The sequence below is a fragment of the Paenibacillus sp. FSL H3-0302 genome (genome assembly GCF_037982245.1).
Taxonomy (GTDB): domain Bacteria; phylum Bacillota; class Bacilli; order Paenibacillales; family Paenibacillaceae; genus Paenibacillus_AQ; species Paenibacillus_AQ odorifer.
Genome location: NZ_CP150284.1, coordinates 4,020,922 through 4,040,877, shown reverse-complemented (window position 1 = coordinate 4,040,877; position 19,956 = coordinate 4,020,922). Strand labels below are relative to the sequence as shown.

The 19,956-nt window shown below is 44.1% G+C and carries 15 protein-coding genes; 10 read left to right on the top strand and 5 right to left on the bottom strand.

Annotated features, from left to right (window positions below):
* The first annotated feature begins 76 nt into the window (after window positions 1-76).
* Complete coding sequence (locus MHH50_RS17820; protein WP_076129730.1) at window positions 77-1,465, top strand: sulfatase; 1,389 nt, start codon at window positions 77-79, stop codon at window positions 1,463-1,465.
* Between the two features lie 81 nt (window positions 1,466-1,546).
* Here the strand turns inward: MHH50_RS17820 and MHH50_RS17815 are convergent, their stop codons facing one another.
* Together MHH50_RS17815 and MHH50_RS17810 are read right to left on the bottom strand one after the other, a co-directional pair.
* Window positions 1,547-3,325, bottom strand: a complete 1,779-nt coding sequence (locus MHH50_RS17815; RefSeq protein ID WP_036688197.1) for a histidine kinase — start codon at window positions 3,323-3,325, stop codon at window positions 1,547-1,549.
* Window positions 3,312-4,751 carry a response regulator gene (locus MHH50_RS17810; protein WP_340033211.1) on the bottom strand — a complete coding sequence of 480 codons (1,440 nt, stop codon included), beginning with the start codon at window positions 4,749-4,751 and terminating at the stop codon, window positions 3,312-3,314. The genes MHH50_RS17815 and MHH50_RS17810 overlap by 14 nt, the downstream gene beginning before the upstream one ends.
* A gap of 249 nt (window positions 4,752-5,000) precedes the next feature.
* Between MHH50_RS17810 and MHH50_RS17805 the strand changes: the two genes are divergently transcribed.
* The 5 genes from MHH50_RS17805 (at window position 5,001) to MHH50_RS17785 (ending at window position 12,114) form a co-directional block, all read left to right on the top strand.
* Window positions 5,001-5,969: an ABC transporter permease subunit gene (locus MHH50_RS17805; RefSeq protein WP_076194905.1), complete on the top strand. Its 969-nt coding sequence runs from the start codon at window positions 5,001-5,003 to the stop codon at window positions 5,967-5,969.
* 24 nt (window positions 5,970-5,993) lie between these two features.
* On the top strand, window positions 5,994-6,893 hold the full coding sequence (locus MHH50_RS17800; RefSeq protein ID WP_076129726.1) for a carbohydrate ABC transporter permease: 900 nt from the start codon (window positions 5,994-5,996) through the stop codon (window positions 6,891-6,893).
* A gap of 57 nt (window positions 6,894-6,950) precedes the next feature.
* Entirely contained in the window at window positions 6,951-8,582 is a 1,632-nt protein-coding gene (locus tag MHH50_RS17795; RefSeq protein ID WP_076129725.1) for an extracellular solute-binding protein, read from the top strand.
* A 121-nt stretch (window positions 8,583-8,703) separates the two neighbouring features.
* Window positions 8,704-10,599: a family 20 glycosylhydrolase gene (locus MHH50_RS17790; RefSeq protein ID WP_340033210.1), complete on the top strand. Its 1,896-nt coding sequence runs from the start codon at window positions 8,704-8,706 to the stop codon at window positions 10,597-10,599.
* Between the two features lie 15 nt (window positions 10,600-10,614).
* Window positions 10,615-12,114 carry an arylsulfatase gene (locus MHH50_RS17785; protein WP_076280215.1) on the top strand — a complete coding sequence of 500 codons (1,500 nt, stop codon included), beginning with the start codon at window positions 10,615-10,617 and terminating at the stop codon, window positions 12,112-12,114.
* Between the two features lie 72 nt (window positions 12,115-12,186).
* On the opposite strand, the gene MHH50_RS17780 is transcribed toward MHH50_RS17785, so the two are convergent.
* Window positions 12,187-13,641, bottom strand: coding sequence for a sulfatase-like hydrolase/transferase (locus MHH50_RS17780; protein ID WP_340033209.1), 1,455 nt, complete (start codon window positions 13,639-13,641; stop codon window positions 12,187-12,189).
* 154 nt (window positions 13,642-13,795) lie between these two features.
* Here MHH50_RS17780 and MHH50_RS17775 point away from each other — a divergent pair, with 154 nt between their 5' ends.
* Together MHH50_RS17775 and MHH50_RS17770 are read left to right on the top strand one after the other, a co-directional pair.
* On the top strand, window positions 13,796-15,541 hold the full coding sequence (locus MHH50_RS17775; protein WP_339243814.1) for a beta-galactosidase family protein: 1,746 nt from the start codon (window positions 13,796-13,798) through the stop codon (window positions 15,539-15,541).
* A gap of 131 nt (window positions 15,542-15,672) precedes the next feature.
* Complete coding sequence (locus MHH50_RS17770; RefSeq protein ID WP_076141900.1) at window positions 15,673-16,062, top strand: hypothetical protein; 390 nt, start codon at window positions 15,673-15,675, stop codon at window positions 16,060-16,062.
* Window positions 16,063-16,146: 84 nt separating this feature from the next.
* Here MHH50_RS17770 and MHH50_RS17765 read toward each other — a convergent pair whose 3' ends face one another.
* Together MHH50_RS17765 and MHH50_RS17760 are read right to left on the bottom strand one after the other, a co-directional pair.
* Window positions 16,147-17,172 carry a serine hydrolase gene (locus MHH50_RS17765; protein WP_340033208.1) on the bottom strand — a complete coding sequence of 342 codons (1,026 nt, stop codon included), beginning with the start codon at window positions 17,170-17,172 and terminating at the stop codon, window positions 16,147-16,149.
* Between the two features lie 13 nt (window positions 17,173-17,185).
* Window positions 17,186-18,016, bottom strand: coding sequence for a MerR family transcriptional regulator (locus MHH50_RS17760; RefSeq protein ID WP_340033207.1), 831 nt, complete (start codon window positions 18,014-18,016; stop codon window positions 17,186-17,188).
* A gap of 146 nt (window positions 18,017-18,162) precedes the next feature.
* Between MHH50_RS17760 and MHH50_RS17755 the strand changes: the two genes are divergently transcribed.
* Both MHH50_RS17755 and MHH50_RS17750 read left to right on the top strand, forming a co-directional pair.
* The gene (locus tag MHH50_RS17755; protein ID WP_076129717.1) at window positions 18,163-18,714 is read left to right on the top strand and encodes a sigma-70 family RNA polymerase sigma factor; all 552 of its coding nucleotides are present in this window, start codon (window positions 18,163-18,165) and stop codon (window positions 18,712-18,714) included.
* Complete coding sequence (locus MHH50_RS17750) at window positions 18,711-19,877, top strand: hypothetical protein (RefSeq protein WP_076129716.1); 1,167 nt, start codon at window positions 18,711-18,713, stop codon at window positions 19,875-19,877. Before MHH50_RS17755 ends, MHH50_RS17750 begins: the two co-directional genes overlap by 4 nt.
* Window positions 19,878-19,956: the final 79 nt, after the last annotated feature.

Below are 19,956 nucleotides of genomic sequence, written 5' to 3'. Positions count from 1 at the left end.
AGCATGAGCAGATCATTCTAAGCTGCCCGAATCGAGCGTAACCATTTCGATGAAAAGGAAAGGCAGGGAATAACTCATGAGAATCTTGTATTTGGATTTGGATTCGCTTCGCCCGGACCATCTGGGATGTTATGGCTATCATCGGAATACCTCCCCGAATATCGATTCAATCGCTAAAGAAGGTGTCACCTTTACCAACTACTATTGTTCAGATGCTCCTTGTCTGCCGTCTCGTTCCGCTTTAATGTCGGGGCGATTTGGCATTCATAATGGGATTGTAGGGCATGGCGGAACCGCAGCTGATATGCGTAGAGAAGGAGCCAAACGTGAATTCAATGACCGTCTGGGGATGGAGAGCCTTCCGGCTATATTAAGGCAAGCGGCGATGAAAACCGCATCGATCAGCACCTTCTCCGAACGACACTCGGCGTGGACCTTTAACGCCGGGTTCCAAGAAGTGTTTAATGTTGGTGGCAGAGGGCATGAGACGGCAGAGCAGGTGCTTCCAGTGGCACTTAAATGGATTGAGGATAACGGGGAGTCCGAAAATTGGTTTCTGCACCTGAATTTCTGGGATCCGCATACACCTTATCGTACACCCGAGAGCTACGGTAATCCGTTCGAGAAGGAGCCTTTACCCGATTGGATCACGGAAGAAGTGTTTGAGCTTCACCGAAATAAGAAGGGGCAGCATAGTATTGAAGATATGAATGCGCTCGCGAAATCGCATTATCAGCAGCATTTCAGACATCAGCAGGAGATAGAGAACCGTGATGACCTGCGTGTTATCTTTGACAACTATGATGCTGGAGTTAAGTATCTGGACGAGCATCTCGGGAAAGTTTTTTCTAAGCTGAGAGAACTTGGCGTGATGGAAGATACGGCTATCTTGATCTCTGCGGATCATGGAGAGAGTCTGGGTGAACTAGGAATTTACTCCGAACATGGCACAGCAGACGAGGCGACTTGCCGTATTCCGATGATTGTTCGCTGGCCAGGGGGCAAGAAGGGAATCGTGGAGGAGGGGCTACATTATCACCTTGATCTAGGACCTACATTAGCGAGCCTTTTGAATTTGAAAGCGGCTGCTTCTTGGGATGGTGAAAGTTATGCAGGTGCTATTTTGGAGGGGAATTTGGGAGGGCGTGAGTATCTCGTAATCTCACAATGCGCGCATGTGTGTCAACGCAGCGTCCGGTTTGCGGATTGGTTATATATACGTACCTATCATGACGGACACCATGGATTCCCGCAAGAAATGCTGTTTGATTTGAAGCATGATCCTTATGAACAACATAATCTTGCCGAAGTACGTAAAGACGTTTGTATGGAGGCTGTCTATCTGTTGAATGAATGGCATGATCATATGATGGGCTCCATGGATTGTGATATCGATCCATTATGGACGGTACTTATGGAAGGTGGACCCTACCATGCCAAAGAGTATCTGAGCTCATCCTTATAGGATGCTTAATAATATCCTAATAAATGCGGTGAATGAAAGACATATGAAAGGGAGGTTGCCCTGAATGGGCAACCTCCCTATTTATGTTCTCGCTTTTTGTGGATCTATTAAAGATCCGGGAAGCCTCAAAACGGTCTTCGTCCCGCTACCCTCCTTACTGTACAGCAGAACGCCGCAAGGATCGCCATACTTAAGATTTAGACGATTATTGACATTTAGGAGACCGATATGATCTCCTGATTCTATATTCTTACCAGCCAGCAACTCCGTAAGTTGTTCCAGTCTTGTTGTATCGATACCTACACCATTATCTTCAACCACGATTTCAAGCAGCCCCGCTTCGTTTTTCTCTACGGAGATCAGCAGAATTCCTTGTCCTTGTGCCTCAAGCCCATGACCAAGCGCATTTTCAACAATAGGTTGAAGGATCATTTTAGGCACGGGAATGTGTAACCATTCCTGTGGACACAACAGCTTGTAAGTAAATTTGTCCGGGAAACGGCCTTGGTAAATCCTCACACAAGATTCCGCGATTTTCAGCTCTTCTCCAAGAGTTACCTCCTCTTTGCCTTTGATGCTGTACTTGAGCATTGTGCTTAAGGCGGTAGTCATCTCGAAGATATCCCGATTTCCTTTTACGATCGCAACGCCCTTGATTGTATCTAAAGTATTGCTTAAGAAATGCGGATTAATTTGACTTTGTAAATACGAATATTCCGCCCGCTGCTTTTCCAGATCGGTCAGATAAAGTTGAGTTGAAGCATCGATTAATTGGTCCGTCAAATCGTGGATCCGTGTGGTCATATCGTTGAACTGTCGAGAGATGATTTCAATCTCAGCATAGCCCTTTAAATCGACCTTGTTGTTCAATATCCCCAGACTTCCACCCTTTAATTGATTCATATAGCGCATAAGCCTAGACAACGGTCTTAAGAGATTCATCATAAGTACAGAATAGGGAATAGAGACGACCAGCAAGATTAAGGCTAGAAGAGCGTAGCTGACTTTCTTCAATTTCTCCAGTTCTTTCATTAAATTATGGACAGGAACAGCAGTTATGATTTTTCCAGAGATCTCCGGTAAGCTAAAGGACTGAATTGCATATTTCTTTCCATGAACCGTCTCGACGATGGACTCTCCATCCCTTCCAGTTGCCCGAGTTTGAAACTGCTGGAGCATATCCTCCGGCTCATTGCTATTAGAGTAGATCATGCCTTTATCATCCATCATAAAAAAGCTGGTTCCGACCAATCGGGGATACTCAGAAATTTCAGTTTGAATGGCTTTCATATCTACAATAACTGCGAGATAGCCAATTTTTTCACCATATAGGGACGTGTCACCTGAAGCGAAGATGTTCATCCCGAAAAGCAGTTTTCTCTTGTCGATGACTTTGTCTGGAGGACTGTATCCGCGATAATGAACGATTCCATCCTCCTCAGCTGTTTTCATAAGATCGATAGCATATTTTGTTCTTCCTGCTAAGGAAATACGTGTGTTTGAGCTACCGATAACAATAATATCTAAGATATCCGTGTTCATATTTCGGGCGATGCTCAACAATCCTTCAACTTTCTGGGATAGATCGTAGACTCGAAGCTTATCATTCTCGACTAGGAACTTTTGGACGGTCGAATCGTAACCCACATTCATCATCATGGAAGAAACGTTGGCATAGTTGTCAGAAATCCGTTGCTTGAGGAGGGAGACCAGCTCCGTATTGTATTGCGTATTTTGATTAATGATAGTCTCGCTTGATAGTTGGTAGACTCGTGAAACGATGATTGGGATAATGGCAACAATAAATAACCCGAATAGCAAAACCTGAGTACGGATGGATAGTCTCTTAAATGTTTTCATTGTTTTGTTCCCTATATTGTGTAGGTGTCATTTTGAGATGCCGCTTAAAAATTCGTGTGAAATAGAAATAATCCTGAAAACCGCATTTCTCACCGATTTGGTAAATGGAAAGGTTGGTTTCGATCAGCGTTTTACAAGCGTATTCAATTCGTAAACGACTGATATGTTCGATGATGGTCTCGCCGACCTCTTTTTTGAATAATTGGCATAAGTAATTTGGGCTTAAAAAAAACTGATTGGCTAATTGCTGGATCGAAATTTCTTGATTGAAATGGTTGCGGATGTATAACATGATTTCTTTGACTTTGTGGTTTGAGATTCGTGAAATATCAGTTTCGTTTCTGTTCATAAAAATATCAAGTGTCATAAGAATCAGATCATCGATCATAGCTTCAGCCGTGCCGTACCGATAATAGAGCTGTTCATATCCTTCAAAAAAACGGCCGCTAACCCGAGTCCCTTCCCGAGGAAATAAGTAGAGGATCGATGTATAGAGCAAATAGGCTTCTTTAATGGTGAACGTTCCCTCTTTGAATAATTTCTTTATCGATTCCATGGCTGCTATGAAACCGAGCCGGTCTTTATTATGAAGAATCCGGGAAATCTCTTTGAGCTTCTCGTCGATCGGTATTTCCTGTTGTGGATTCACCCGGTAACATCCGGGCATCCCCGTTGTGAACATACTGAAAGCAGCATGAGAGGCGGACTCTAAAGACGCATCCAATTGGTGTATATCCGAAATAGGAGGACCGATCCCGACTCCGCACTCTTGTACAACTTCTGTTTGTTCAAGACCCTGGAGGAAGACTTCGTATTGGCACTCTTCCAATAAGTAACCATACCGACGGCGGCTCATTGGGAAGACCAGGGAAGAGAACTGCCTGACATCTACAGGTGAACTTAACCCTTGGATAACAATGGGGATATGAGGGGTATCTTTCGACAAGGGTATTTTCTTCTCATCCAACCATAAGTTAATTCGTTCAAGATCTCCGGAACAAACCGCTTCATAAAGTTCGAAGTCGTGGATAGGTTGTTCTTTAACTGTCTTGGAATCGTGTTGCTGGGCTATTCGGTTGAGCATTCCTTCAATTTCTTCGATTTCAAAGGGTTTGAGACAATATCCGAAAGTACCATAATTCATTGCTTTTTGTGCATAAGCGAACTCGGCATGTCCGCTGAGTACGATAAAGATCGTATCCGGCGCGATGGCCTTGCCACGTTGAATGAGCTCTAGTCCATTCATAACAGGCATCTTGATATCTGTTAGAACAAGGGTGGGGCGAAGCGATTGAATTAATTGAAGGGCTTCTTGCCCGTTTTCGGCATCGTCGATCACTTCAAAGCCGTATTTCTTCCAATTCACTCCAGCTTTAATTCCTTCTACAATCCACTTCTCATCATCTGCAATAATTACTGAACGCATAAGTGAATCCCCCTCTCTTTATAGAGCTCTTAGATTTATCCTAGCGATTGTGGACCAAGGGGGGTATGGACGATCTTACGCTCACTATGTCCGATATTACGTGCCACAGGAAGGTCTCCCGCAAAGGTGTGAAAAATCCACATGATCGGAGTTGTATTCTCTATACAAGAGAATTTACACTCCCGATATAATTTACCATATAAATCGCTTACAAGCATAACAAACTCATACAGAAAGGTGGGGAGAAGATTGGCTGATTCTGTAACCGCTCGTACGCCTAAACGAAACTTAAAAACTCGTGCTCCAAAGCAAAGTTTAGGAAAAACGATTTTACAGTACAAGTATTTTTACCTCATGGTTCTACCGGTGTTAATCTGGTATGCCCTCTTCAGCTATGCTCCCATGTACGGTGTAACGCTAGCGTTCAAAACATTTAATTACAGTGAGGGGATTCTGGGAAGTCCTTGGGTTGGGTTGGAGAATTTTCAAACGCTGCTGACCGACCCCGATTTTCGCAAGGCGTTTTGGAATACGGTCATTATCAGCTTGATGAAGCTGGTCACTCATTTCCCGATGCCCATTATCCTGGCGATAGTTTTATATGAGTTTTCCAGGACAAAAATGAAGCGGTTTTTTCAGACGATCCTGACGTTCCCGCATTTTATATCGTGGGTTGTACTGTCGGGGATTATTATCAATATTTTAAGCAAGGACGGGATTTATAACCAGATCATCATGCTGTTTGGTGGAGATCCGAATTCTCCTCTTGTCGATGAAAGTGCATTCAGACCCGTTCTGTATATCACGCATGTGTGGCGAGAGATCGGTTGGGATTCAATCATTTACCTGGCGGCTCTGGCAGGGATCAATCCTGAGCTGTTTGAAGCGGCTGAAGTGGACGGAGCGAACCGGTTTCGCCGTTTGCTAAACATCGCATGGCCGGGTTTGAAGAGTACAGTCGCAGTTCTGTTAATCCTTCAAGTTGGACAACTACTAACCCAAGGTTCGAGCTTCGAGCAAATTTTCAACCTGTATAGTTCGCCGGTATATTCGGTTGCCGACACGATCGATACTTACATTTATCGGACTTCCTTCACGATTGGAGGAGACTTTGGATATATGACCGCTGTGGGTGTCGTCAAGTCCATTATCAGCCTAATCCTTTTATGGGCGGCCAATACGTTCGCTAAGAAGATGGGCGAGGAAGGGCTGTATTAATCTGCAGGAAAAGGGGAGAAGCAAGTGACCGACACAACGGTTAAAAAGAGAAAGAAGTGGAGTGTCTTCGATATCGTCGCATTCGTGGTTCTGGGGCTCCTAGCAATAGTAACATTTTTTCCTTTCTATAATGTTCTTATTATCTCTGTGGCAAAGTTCGAAGCGATTAGTAAAAGTGACTTTTATATTTTTCCGCTTTCGTTTGACCTGTCCGCTTACAAGCTTTTGCTTCAGGATATGAAGTTTTGGACTTCCATCTTTAATTCTGTCATCGTAACTGTGGTTGGCGTGTTGTTCAGTATGACAATCTCTGTGGCGGGAGCTTACGCATTATCCAAGCGGGGTATGCCCGGCAGAAACATAATGCTCAGCTTGATCTTGTTCACTATGTTTTTCAATGGCGGTTTAATTCCTTTTTACTTAGTCGTCAAGGATCTAGGATTCGTAAACAATATACTCGTCATGATCATCCCCGCGGGTCTCAATACGTTTTATCTAATCATTATGAAAAACTATTTCAATACCATTCCAGAAAGCTTGGAAGAATCGGCTAAGCTGGACGGGGCGAATGATCTGTACATTCTTTTCAAAATCATTATTCCGATCTCTGCTCCATTCATGGCGACTTTTGCTTTGTTCTATGCTGTGGAAAGATGGAATGAATGGTGGTATGCGCTGATTTTTATCAGTGACGCTGCTAAAGCACCACTTCAGATTTATCTGCGGGAGACACTCATTACTTCGAATTCCTTGCTAAGCCAAATGGCACAAACGATGGCCGAGCAGGAGCAGACGGGGAAGGTCTACACACCTGCACTTCAAATGGCAGCGATTGTAGTTTCGAGTATTCCGATTATTGTTGTTTATCCGTTCCTGCAGAAGCATTTTAATAAAGGGATTATGGTGGGTTCAATAAAAGGATAAGAAAGATTTTAAATAGATTGATTCTATCCTAAAATAGTATAAAGGGAGGTTTCAAGCATGCATAGAAAGAAAATAATGACATTGGCATTATGTATAACTTTGTTGGCTTCAGTACTCACGGCTTGCGGTGGAGGCAATAACGGCAAAGGGCAGGCTGGTTCAAACGGTGAAACATCTCCGAATTCTTCTAACTCCACGGATAATCCTTACAAGGATCCAATGACCATTTCTCTTGGGTTTTGGGATGCGGATGCCGAGATTGCTAACATCGAAAAGGACCCGATCGCTAAACAAGTATTGGAGAAATTCAACATCACACTAAAACCTGTCAATTTGTCTTGGGATGACTATACCCAGAAGATTCAAATGTGGGCCGCTTCCGGCCAATTGCCAGACATTTTCGCGATCGACGCCGTCGGCACGCAATATCAGCGCAAATGGGTAAATCAAGGCGTTGTCAAAGCGCTCCCGGATCTTTCAAAGTATCCAAACCTTGCAAAATACTTCGAATCGCCAGATATTAAAGGATTAGGAGTAGATGGAAAGTATTATACTGTGCCTCGCCGGATGTTCCCGAGTGTTGATTGGAGCGCACTGGATCGTATGGTCTTCTATCGTTGGGATCTTGCTCAAAAGGCAGGGATCACCAAAGAGCCAGAGACATGGGAAGAGTTTGAAGCCATGCTTGATGCAATCGTAAAGTCGGATCCGGAAGGCAAGCATGTTACTGGTCTTACGACGACAACTACCAAGATGCTGGGCGGATTCTTCTGGTTGTATGGCAACCCGGTTGCTACTAGTGATGGAAGCGGCAGTGATTTTAAATGGATCAAAGAGGATGGAAAGTTTATCCCTGCTGTATTCTCTAAAAATGCGCTGCCAGCGCTGCAAAACATGAAGAATATGTACGAAAAAGGATTGATCGATCCAGACATCGCGCTCGTCAAACCAGCAGAGTCCTATGACAATTTCGTAGCAGGCAAAGCAGCTGCTCTTCTAAGCGGTGGAGGTTTCATAAATTTAAATAGCGATATGTATGAAAAACGCTGGAAAACAGCTTATCCGGATAAGGATATGACGGAGAGCGTGAAGGCGCTCAAGCCGCTTATCGGTCCTGATGGTGAACGTTCACATGCCATCTTTAAAACATACTGGTCAGAAAGCTATTTCAGCAATAAGATTGACGATAAAAAGATGGATCGCATCATGGCACTCTATGATTATGTGTTGTCTCCTGAAGGCAAGGATCTGTTGACTTATGGCATCGAAGGTGTAGATTATAAGCTCGAAAATGGGCAGAAGGTTGTCATTGAAAAGGGTTCATTAAATGAGAAGTATCCAGCTAGCAGATTTCTGAAGAATTTGGTGGCTTATGAAACTTCAGATAGCTATAACATGGATAACCCGACGATTGCTAACGAAGGAATCCGCAAAGAAGCTGTCGATTACATCGACTGGATTCAGAACAATACAAAGGTGCCAGAATACGACATTCGGTTAACTTATATGTCCACCCCAACAAAGGATAAATTTACTGTGCTTGACCATGATGATTTGCTTAAGATCATGCTTTCCAAAGAACCCGTTGAGAGTTACTGGAATAGCATTGTGAACGATTATAAGGCTAAAGGTCTTGATAAAATGATAGAGGAAGTAAATGAGAAGGCCAAGGAACAAGGTATTGAATAATGGATGAATAGAGAAGATCCGGGCGCTAGTAGCCCGGATCTTCCGTTTAATTATTTGAAGTATGGCTTAGACTATGCGGCGCTACAGACCGCATACTTATAAGATTGGGAGGGTAAAGTCTATGAACCTTAGCATTCACTTGACAGGGTTAACCGAGAAACAGTTAGCAGCTGTTTCAGAAGTAGCGGGAATATTGAGTATTCGAATGGAACGCTCAGGGATACCAGTGATTTGTAAGAAGCAAGGGAAGGGCATTCAAATATCTTACGATGAGGCTCAGGTCACCATTGCGTATGAACAGGAACATCAATTGTTCCGGGCACTCAGCCGATTTCTTGAGAACGTACGCCGTGGAGAACGAGTTGAAATTAATGAACGGCCGGTTTATGAACAGTTAGGCTTCATGGTAGACTGTTCGCGAAATGCGGTTCTTAACTATGAAGGATATAAGGAATTGATCCGGCGTTTAGCGCTTATGGGATATTCAACGGTTCAGTTGTATACAGAAGACACCTACGAACTGGAGGGATACCCTTATTTCGGCTATTTGCGAGGCCGATATACAGGAGATCAAATTCGGGAGCTGGATCAGTATGCCGCGTTATTTGGCATAGAACTGGTTCCTTGTATTCAGACCCTGGCCCATCTCGGCCAAGCGTTGAAATGGCAGGCACATGCACCGCTTGTGGATTTCCAGGATATTCTCCTTATTGATGATCCCAGAACTTATGAGTTAATTGATCGAATGTTTGCTTTTATGTCGGCTCATGTAAGCAGTCGCCGCATAAATATCGGGATGGACGAAGCTCATATGATGGGACTTGGTAAATACCTGGATAAGCATGGGTATCAGGATCGAACCTCATTAATGTTAAAACACTTTAGCACTGTTATAGAGATCGCCAGAAAATATGGTTTCCAGACTATGATGTGGAGCGACATGTTTTTCCGTCTGGCCAGTTCCGGAGAATATTACGATGCTGAAAGTCCAATTAGCCCTGATATTGTAAAGCTGATTCCTGAAGATGTTACCTTGATCTACTGGGATTATTATTCGGAAACGCAGGAGAAATATGACGGGATGTTAAGCAAACATAAGCAGTTGAATGATCATATTGGATTTGCAGGTGGTGCTTGGAAATGGATGGGCTTCGCTCCAAACAATGAATTCAGTCGCCATGTCAGTCTGCTGGCTCATGATAGCTGTGTTAAGTATGGAATTCAAGAAGTGTTGATTACCGCATGGGGAGATAATGGCGCTGAAGCTTCCGTTTTCTCGGTTCTTCCTACCCTTCAACTTTGGGCGGAGCTCTGCTACACGAGATGTTTCGTGGAGAACCATGTCAAAGAAAGATTCAGTAGCTGCGTGCAAGGCAATTATGATGACTTTATGGCACTCGATGCGGCCAACTTGGTTCCGGGTAATTCGGCACCGGGGGGATGTTCTATCAATCCGGCTAAATACTTGCTTTATCAAGATATTTTATGTGGTTTGTTCGATCGACATGTTATTCCTAGTGCGTATTCGAAGCATTATCAGCAAAGTGCAGAAAAGCTCGAACAGGCGATCACTCGCAATTCGCCTTGGCAATCCTTATTCTCTGTACAAGCCAGCTTGTGTCGCTTGCTCGAAATAAAGAGCGAAATCGGGATTTCTATACGCGAAGCTTATCATCGTGGAGATTTAGAGGAATTGGCTCACTTTGCCAAGGTGACTTTGCCACAATTATCTGATTTGGCCAGACAATTCATGGACGATTATCGAGTGCAATGGGAGCAGGAAAATAAGGTGTTTGGTCTTGATGTCTTTGATCTTCGTATGGGAGGATTGCTTCAGAGAATCAGAACGGCGATTCATCGAATCAATCGTTATGTCGAAGGGAACGTGGAACAGATTGCTGAATTAGAAGAGGAGCTTCTGACATTCGACGGCCTTGTTGACGAGGGCGACCCCAGGGCGATAAGTGCGAATTTATGGCACACGATTGCAACACCGTCCGTGATCGCTGGGATTTAAGAAGGGGGTGAGGTTATGATTGATACTAATCTGGACAATCAAAAGGGCACAAAGCAGCCTAACCTTCTGCTTATCACCGTAGATCAGATGCGTTTTGATTGTCTGAGCATTATGGGACATCCTGTCGTTGAGACACCCAACCTGGACGCTCTGGCATCAAGGGGGATCTTATTTGAGCACGCGTATTCGGCTACCCCCAGTTGTATTCCCGCCAGGGCTGCTATCATGACAGGAATGGGGCAAAGATCACATGGCCGGGTTGGTTATCAGGATAAGGTTGAATGGAATTACGCCCATACGATTGCCGGAGAGCTTGCTCAAGCTGGTTATCATACGCAGTGTGTTGGTAAGATGCATGTGTATCCTGCACGTAATCTATGTGGATTCCATAATGTGGTGCTTCATGATGGATATCTTCACTACAATCGGGATAAGAACCAAACGTTCCATGATGAACACTATGATCAAGTGGACGATTATTTGCAGTGGCTGCGAAGACAAACTGATACCAATTCGGATATCACTGACTTAGGCCTCGATTGCAACGCCTCAACGGTTGCCCGCCCCTGGCACTTGCCGGAAGCGATGCATCCAACGAATTGGTGCGTAACCGAGTCGCTAGACTTTTTGCGAAGAAGAGATCCTGGGAAACCATTTTTCCTATGGTCTTCCTTCGTTCGCCCCCATTCCCCCTTGGATCCGCCACAATGTTATCTAGATATGTACAAGGACTTGGAATTTCCTGATCCTCCAATCGGAGATTGGGTGGACGAGAGTGCTGCCTTAAACGCAGCTAAGGATCCAACTTCTTCGTTCACTAATTTGCCAAAGCGCAGATTGGATCGTGCCCGTGCCGCGTATTACGCGCTAATTACGCATCTTGACGACCAAATTGGGAGGTTGATCAATGGGCTGCAGGAGTATGGTGTTTTAAATGAAACTTTGATTCTATTTACTTCTGATCATGGTGAAATGATGGGGGATCACCATTACTTCCGGAAATCTCTTCCTTATGAAGGAAGTGCTAAGATTCCTTTCATAGTGTTTGATCCGGGAGAAACGCTTGCACTTCTTGCCGGCTCCCGGCTTGATTCCATTGTAGAGCTTCGCGATATTATGCCCACATTTCTTGAAGCTGCTGGCGTCCAAATACCATTTACAGTAGAAGGGCAAAGTGTGTTGCCGCTGTGCAGGGGAGATCAGACATTGTGGCGATCTTATATTCATGGGGAACAAGCCTATGGAGAAAAGTCCCACCACTTCTTAACGGATGGAAGAGAGAAATTTATTTGGTATTCTCAGACAGGGGAAGAGCAGTATTTTGATTTAGCGGCAGACCCCTCAGAGAAGATTAATGCGATAGGCTGTATTGATAAATTCGAGCGCATAAAAGAATGGAGAGAGCGTCTTATTCACGAGCTGGAGGGACGAGAGGAAGGGTTTGTAAACAACGGCGAATGGATTGCCGGACGCCCAATTTCTCATATTCTAAAGGCATCCCAATTGGGGGAATAATCATAACTTAGGGCAACCTGAACTTTCAGGTTGCCCTAAGTCTGTTAAGGATAGAAAGAAAGGTTAGTGAATTTACCAGCTACTCCGGCGTTCAGGCAAAGGGTCCTGATCTTGAATCATTCGATGGACGAGCAATTCAACCATCGAATGGCGAATATCACTATAATCGGGATCTTCAAAACGATTGGAGTTCTCATGAGGATCCTCTTTCAAATCATACAATTCACCGTAGGTCTCACCTGCGAAGATTACCAGCTTATAGCGTGTTGTACGCAAACACTTAGCGTTAATGCCGCGATCATGAGCAATATAAGCAGTTAGGGCAGAATTACGCACATGGGACTCTCTTCCAGCCAGCACCTCCATCTGTGACACACCTTGAATTCCGTAGGAAGTTTTGAGACCTGCGGCTGCAAGCAGTGTGGGGACAATATCAACATGTTCCATCAAAGCAGGGACCCGTTGCCCGGAAGCAATCCCAGGACCGCGTACGATCATCGGGATTCGTGTTAACCCTTCATAAAACCACGGCCCTTTGTAAATCAGCCCATGGTCACCGAGCAGTTCTCCGTGGTCGCTGGTGAAGAGGATGACTACATCATCGTACATATCTTTTTGACGCCAAGCTTTTATAATACGTCCGATCTGCTCGTCAATGAAGGTAATCATCGCATAATAATTTCGGGTGAGCCGTTTCATATGCGCTTCATTAAGAGAATGCTCCTCACCGCCACCAGGCCAATATCCTCCCTGACTCTGACGCAGCAGATGTGGAGGACGAAGATGCACGTCGTCTGCTTCGCTGGCTGGGGATGGAATGTCAGTGTCAGCGTACATATCCGCGTAAGCTTTTGGAGGGTCAAAAGGGTGATGTGGATCGACGAAACTGGTCCATAAAAATAGCGGTTGTTCGGTTTTGTGGGCGAGGATCACATCGATACTCCGTTCAGCAATCCAGTATGACTGGTGTAGCTCTGGAGGGATTTCGCTCTCCCACACATCGTTTTGAGCATTAGAAGCTCTGTAACGGTCCTTGCTGAAACGTTCTGCCGCTTCAGGGTTGCGCTCTCTAAGCCACTCCATATATTCCCCGATACAATTATCTTCCGTAATATGATGTTCATCAAATCCGTAGTACGTTCCATCGGAAGCTCTTCCGCGGTCACGATAAGCAGGCTCTTCATATTCTTGTGAAAAGTCCCCCTTCATCTGAGGGCGGAAATGCATCTTTCCTATACCGATGGTTTTATAATCCGCTTTCTTTAAATGATCGCATAAGGTAAGTTCGTCTTCTCTGAGTGTGGTACCGATGTTCCAGGCACCGTGAACATGCGGATACCTGCCTGTAAAAATGGAAGAACGTGAAGGCGTGCAAACAGGACTAGCGCAGTAAGCACCAGTGAAGAGTGTGCCTTCCGAAGCAAGCTTGTCAAGCTCAGGTGTCAGTACGGAAGCGTTTTCGATACCTAGTGCGTCCGCACGCATTTGATCTGTGGTAATTAACCAAATATGAGTTCTTTTTGACATCCGTAACAACCCCCTATGAATATAGTGTATAGCATCACAAAAGCCTCTAACAACCAATGAATTCTCCATATATTTCATTAGAATCGTCCATATGGGTTGATATTTTTATTACCTATAATTAAATAGTCTATCTCAATGTTGGAGGAGAAATTATATGCGGAAGTTATCCATATCAGGGGATCATTTTACATTAGACGAACAACCCATCCGGTTGCTTTCTGGTGCGCTTCATTATTTCCGGATCGTTCCGGAATATTGGCAGGATCGTTTGCTGAAGCTGAAGGCTTGTGGATTGAATACTGTTGAAACCTATATTCCTTGGAATTTACACGAACCAGAAGAGGGGAGCTTCAATTTTGCTGGATTTGCTGACATCGAGGCTTTCGTTAGACTTGCTGGAGAGCTTGGTTTGCACGTGATTTTGCGGCCAAGTCCTTATATTTGTGCGGAATGGGAATTCGGTGGATTGCCAGCTTGGTTACTTGCGGACAATAACATACAGCTGCGTTGTAATGATAACGTCTATTTATCTAAGTTGGATGCCTATTTCGATGAGTTGCTTCCACGTCTGCGGCCTTTGTTAAGCACTAACGGTGGGCCTGTGCTTGCTCTTCAGGTAGAGAACGAATATGGAAGCTTTGGTAGTGATAAGACTTACCTGAATGATCTAAAAGCAGGAATGATCGCCCGCGGCATGGACGTTCTGCTGTTTACTTCAGATGGAGCTGAAGATCATATGCTCCAAGGGGGTATGATTGACGGAGTGTTCGCCACCGTGAATTTCGGTTCACGGGCAAAGGAAGCCTTTGCTAAACTACGTGAATATCAGCCTACGGGACCGTTGATGTGTATGGAATTCTGGAATGGATGGTTTGACCACTGGATGAAACCGCATAATACACGCCCCGAATCTGAAGTAGCGGAGACTTTGGATGAAATGCTGGCTTTAGGAGCCTCTGTTAACTTCTATATGTTCCATGGGGGGACGAATTTTGGATTTATGAATGGGGCAAATCTTTTTGACAAATATGAGCCCATCGTAACCAGCTACGATTATGATACGCTGCTGGACGAATCCGGCAAGCCAACTGCAAAATTCTATGCAGCTCGAACAATAATTGAGAAATACGTAACGTTGCCGCCCCTGGAATTACCGCCGTTAATAAAGTCACAAGCTTATGGTAAAGTGTTGATGACAGAAGCAGCACCACTGTTCACTCAGTTAGACGTTTTGTCTCACCCAGTACATAGAGCATGTCCCGAGCCAATGGAGAAACTGAATCAGAATTATGGGTTCATTTTGTATTCGACGAAGATCAGTGGACCCCGCAGCAGTACGGAGCTCTTCCTTCAAGAAGTACGTGATCGTGCGCTTGTATTCGCGAATGGGGCCTTTGTCGGTACAGTTGAACGCTGGGATCCGCGAGGAATTCCATTAGAGGTTCCAACGGAGGGACTGCAGATCGACATCCTTGTGGAGAATATGGGGCGTGTAAATTATGGCCCGCTGCTTCGTGATCCAAAAGGCATAACCTGTGGCGTTAGACTCGGCTATCAATTCCTGCATGATTGGACGATTCGTTCTTTGCCTTTAACCCATCTTAAGGGATTATCATTCACACCGATAGATTGCGAGCAACGTCAGCAGCCCACTTTTTACCGGGGGAGCTTTCAAGTCAGTAAGCCTGAGGATACTTTTTTGCAGCTGGATGGATGGAGTAAAGGTCAGGTTTTTATAAACGGCTTTAATTTAGGGCGCTACTGGGAGCAAGGTCCCACTAAAACACTGTACTTACCAGCGCCGCTTCTGCGTCAAGGTGATAACGAGCTAATCTTATTCGAACTACATGGCGTAATGGAGCCAGTGGTTACTTTTGTGGATACACCGGAGCTCACATGATATTTAACGGGTGAGGAAGTATCATGATTCTATAGTATGGGTCTGATGATTTTTAATATATAATCAAAACAGCCCAACAATTTATAGGAACTGAAAATGCACGATTAGGGTGGGTTAGAGGAGGATTTTAAATGAGCTATGATTTGATGGCATTCGAGACGTCTAAAGCACCGCAAGAGAGAGCAGCGTTTATGGAGTGGTATGAGCAGCAAGTGCAGTGGTCGGAAGACCATGCCTATAATGATCCATCAGTTTTATCGGAGGCGTTGCAACGCTTTTATAGTGAGTTGTCTGAGCAATTTCCTAATATGAATGTAGAGGACGAGATTTTTGAGGCGATGGAGGAAGCCGGAACGGATAACCGGTTGACTGACTACTCACTTGGCTCATCCGTCATCTATGCAGCTTTCGCTTATTCTGTAGCTGAGGAAGCTTATATGGCGATGCGGGAGTTGGCTATAAAATACAAAGTAGGATTTTTTGATGTAAGCAGCAACGAAGGCGATATTATTTTTCCTTGAAGCAAAATGATTTAGAGTGTAGACAGCTGGTTGCTCTCCTAGTTGTTAATAAAGTAGTGGCAACCAGCATGTTTTCTATCTTCTTTACTCTACAACAGACGGAATAATACAATCCTTAATCAGAGGCCACCGGTCACGAGGCTGAAGTGTGAATTCTGAGGCGATGGCTACGACAAGTTTTTTTTCTGGAATGCAGCAAATGACATTACCACCATCACCTAACGCTGAGTAGGTGTAAACCCCGTCTTCTTCGCGTAGCCACCACAAGTAACCGTAATGATTAGGGTTCATCGCTGTTGATTTCTCAATCCATGTCTCCGAAATGATCTGATTATTCTCCCATTGTCCATGGTTCAAATATAATAAACCAAAACGCGCCATATCGCGTGGAGACAACGTAAGTCCCCAACCTCCTGTGGTGATACGATTGGGGTCTTCCACCCACCCCTTCACCTTAACCCCAAACAAATCATCGAACCCAAATGAGCTCATCTCATAATCCGGGATTTCATTCATTCCGATAGGTTTAAATAAACGTTCGTTGGCAAACTCACGGGCACTTTGTCCAGTGCTGCGCGTGATGATGGCAGAAAGCAGATGTGCTCCAGCGGTAGAATATTTGTAATCCCCAATTGTTCCTTGTTGGCCTAGCATATCCAGCGTATATTTTACCCAGTCAGGCTGCATACACATTTGCTCCAGCGGTTCGTGCCAATCTGCAAAAGCATAAGGTGCGGTCATCGTCAGGAGATGGCGTAAGGTGATTTCTTGTTTTTGCGGATCTTGAGCAGCGTTTGGAACATAGTCCGGGAAAAACTCCAGTACCTTTTGATCTGCATTGTTAATACAGCCAGCCTCTATGGCAATGCCTATGAGCGCGGATATGATACTTTTTGTTACAGAGGCCACATGATGTGTGTCATTCGGGCTAGCGCCATTATAATATTTTTCATAAGCAATAGTTCCATTTCTTACCACAACAATCCCGTTGATATTGCTATACTCGGATTTGATCCTTGATTCTAGCTCTGAAAGCATATTAGCATCCATTCCTAAGTTTGCGGGGGCTGAGATTTGCCAATCTGAAGTTGGATAATTGTTTTTGAGCATGAAAGTTACTCCTTTATGAATTTTTTTTCTTTACTGGAAAATAGACCTCGGTAACCAGATCCTCAGGCACAGCAACCTGTGTCGGGTCCGTTAAGTAGATTTCATAAGGTGATTTCACCCATTCATAACCTTCATTTTCTATCCATTCTCTCAGCTGAGCATAGACCGAGGTCAATTCTGAATAGGCGCCTTTAAGAACAGATCTCGCACAAAGAGCATCAGGCAAATCTCTTGTACCTTTTACACTCTCTTTTATAGGGAGGGCAAACTCTGTATCATTTCCGGCTGGATTATATTCATGGCTGTGATATATCGTTATTGGCGTACCGAGCAAAGTGAGTTTTTCCGTGGCGATTTTTTCATATAGCCTGCTAAAATAATGTCCATAACCTAACGCATAGTCATCACTGCTCAACATCTGACGCGTAAAAAGAATATTCATAGGCTGAGTTTCAACAAGCTCTACTTTTATCTCATTCAGGTAGGACATCATGGGAATACCTTTCTCCAAATTTAAAACATCACTATTGATTTGTTGTAAGGTGTATTCATAAGCGCTTATTTTCTCCTGTATTTCTTTTTTCTTGAGATTAAGGGCTGAGTAGAGCTTCTCTTCTGAATGATTCTGTTCCCCTTGTAAAATGTCTTTGATTTCTTCCAGCGAGAAACAATAACCTTTCAGACGATTGATAAAAAGCATTTTTTTAAGTTGTTTAATGGAGTAATACCTATAACCGTTCTCAGGGTTAATCTCATCGGGATGAATTAATCCGATCTCATCATAATATCGAAGCGTCTTCGTAGAAACTTCGCATATCTTCGAGAATTCTCCAATTGACAGCAAAAAGTCATCTCCTTTTTTCGTTTTAATTAAGCTTCCAAGCCAAAACATCGATGTTTGGTTCTAGCTCTACTTAACACCTTACCCTAAGGTCAAAGTCAACAGCAAAATAGTGAACCGATTCTAAGGTTACGACAATATATAGGTGAATGGCCATTCAGAAAGGAGTAGCCTACTTGGAAATTGAAGAGTTGAGTGACCTAATAAAATTACATGGCAAAGCAATTTACGCATTTTGTTTTACGCTTGCGGGGAATAGGGTGGATACGGACGATCTCTATCAGGAGACTTTTTTAAAAGCTATGGAAATGCGGCATAAAATGGACCTGAACCAAAATCCGAAAGCGTTCCTTATCTCGATTGCTATCTCATTACGCAAAAACAAACGCAGAAAATGGGCATGGCGGCAAAGAATTGCACCTACAGCAGATTATAATGAAGCGGTCGATCTGGCGTGTACTTCCGATGGAGAGGTTATGCCAGAGGATGCATTGCTGTCCCAGGAGCTTCGGCACATGATTCATGCTGCCGCAGACCGGCTGAATGAGAAACTGAAAATAACGCTCTATCTGTACTATACCGCAGAAATGACCGTTGATGAGATTGCTTCAGCGCTAAGGATTCCACCGGGCACAGTTAAAAGCAGACTTTTCCAAGCCCGCAAGGCGATGAAAAAGATTTTGGAGGTTGAATCCCAATGAATGACTCCGAAAAGTTGGATCAACTGCTAAAGCAAGCGCTAGCTTCTACAGCAGAGCCGACAGAGGAATTAAACGAAAGAATCATCCAACAGTTTAAGGAGACTAAACCAATGAAACCAGCCTATAAAAAAAGAGTTTCGATTGGTCTAATGGTTGCTATATTCACGCTTGTAATGTCTTTAACGGCTTATGCAGCTACACAGCTATTTAGCCCCAAGCAGGTTGCTGAGCATCTGGGCCAGCAACTGCTGGCAAAAGCATTCGAAAGCAGGGATGCTGTTGAAATCAACCAATCGGTTATATCTGGTGATTATAACGTGACGTTGAATGGAATAGTCTCGGGGGAAGGTCTTTCAGAACTGAGTAAGTCTGATCAGAATATTAACCCAAACAGATCCTATGCCGTTGTATCCATCGCCAGAATAGACGGTGGCCCCATGCCTGCTACAAGTGAACCGGAGTATGGCCAGGATCCATTCTTTGTGTCACCGCTTATAAAGGGACTAAAACCATGGCAGGTTAATATCACAACAATGAATGGTGGCTATAGCGAGGCTGTTATAGATGGAATTATGTACCGGCTGATTGAATGTGATGGAGTGGAGATGTTCGCTGACCGAGGGGTATATCTAGCTGTCAGTAATGGTAGTTCTTTTTTCAGCAAAGATGCGTTTGCTTATAATGAAAGTACAGGGGAAATTAGCGCTAATAACGATTACAAGGGGACCGCTATTCTATTTGAACTTCCGCTGGATCCAACCAAAGCTGACCCTGTCAAAGCTGAGAGCTATTTACAGGAGCTGTTGAAAGAACCCTCTGCCGACAGCAAAGTTGATTCAGCGGTTTCAACAGATGCAGCTGCCTCTATTGATGATGATGAGAAGGAACTAATTAAAAAAATAGAGGATATGAAGAAAAAAATCTCCACCGGCACGATTATCCCTGAATCTGTAAAGGAAGTGCGTGTTGATGAACAAGGGGCTTTCAATTATGAATACGATAACTGGAGTGTTAAGCTTTTTGTCCAAAATATGTTTGAGGAAGGGCAAATCGGTTACTCGGATTCCGTAAGTTTCAGTGCGGACGATAAAGAAACTAGGGCACTTCAATTTTCCAGAGATGAAAAGGGTGTAATCACGGGCAGGATTATTATTTTGAATTAGAGTATCATTCAGATAACTTTTCACAAGACTTATCTATATTCGTTTTATTTATCGTCCATGACCTTCAGATCAATTCTTT